1 protein-coding gene is annotated in these 237 nt (G+C 38.4%); it reads right to left on the bottom strand.

The features are described 5' to 3' along the window. Positions 1 to 237 (bottom strand): ferredoxin reductase domain-containing protein (locus tag IEX97_RS13190; RefSeq protein WP_373289467.1); only part of this gene is annotated, 237 nt, incomplete at both ends.

Raw genomic sequence — 237 nt, 5'->3', positions numbered from 1 at the left:
ATTCATCGCCATACAGTATGTCTTCGCTCTTTTGAGCGCCTTGCAAAATAACGACTTCTAGTAATTTATTTTCTTCTAATCTTTTTTGCAACGCCGGCAACATAGCACGATAAGGGGTAATTCCTGTGCTGGTAGCTACAAAAATGTAGCGCTTAGGCACTTCATCTTTTAGAATTAACCGACCAAAAGGTCCATTAATGTCGATGGCATCCCCCGGTTTTAAATTAAATAATAAAT

This window comes from Paenalicyclobacillus cellulosilyticus, from assembly GCF_014647315.1.
In the GTDB taxonomy this organism is placed as follows: domain Bacteria; phylum Bacillota; class Bacilli; order Alicyclobacillales; family Alicyclobacillaceae; genus Alicyclobacillus_J; species Alicyclobacillus_J cellulosilyticus.
Note: the sequence above shows the minus strand (reverse complement) of the source record. Positions and strands in the feature narration are given on the sequence as shown.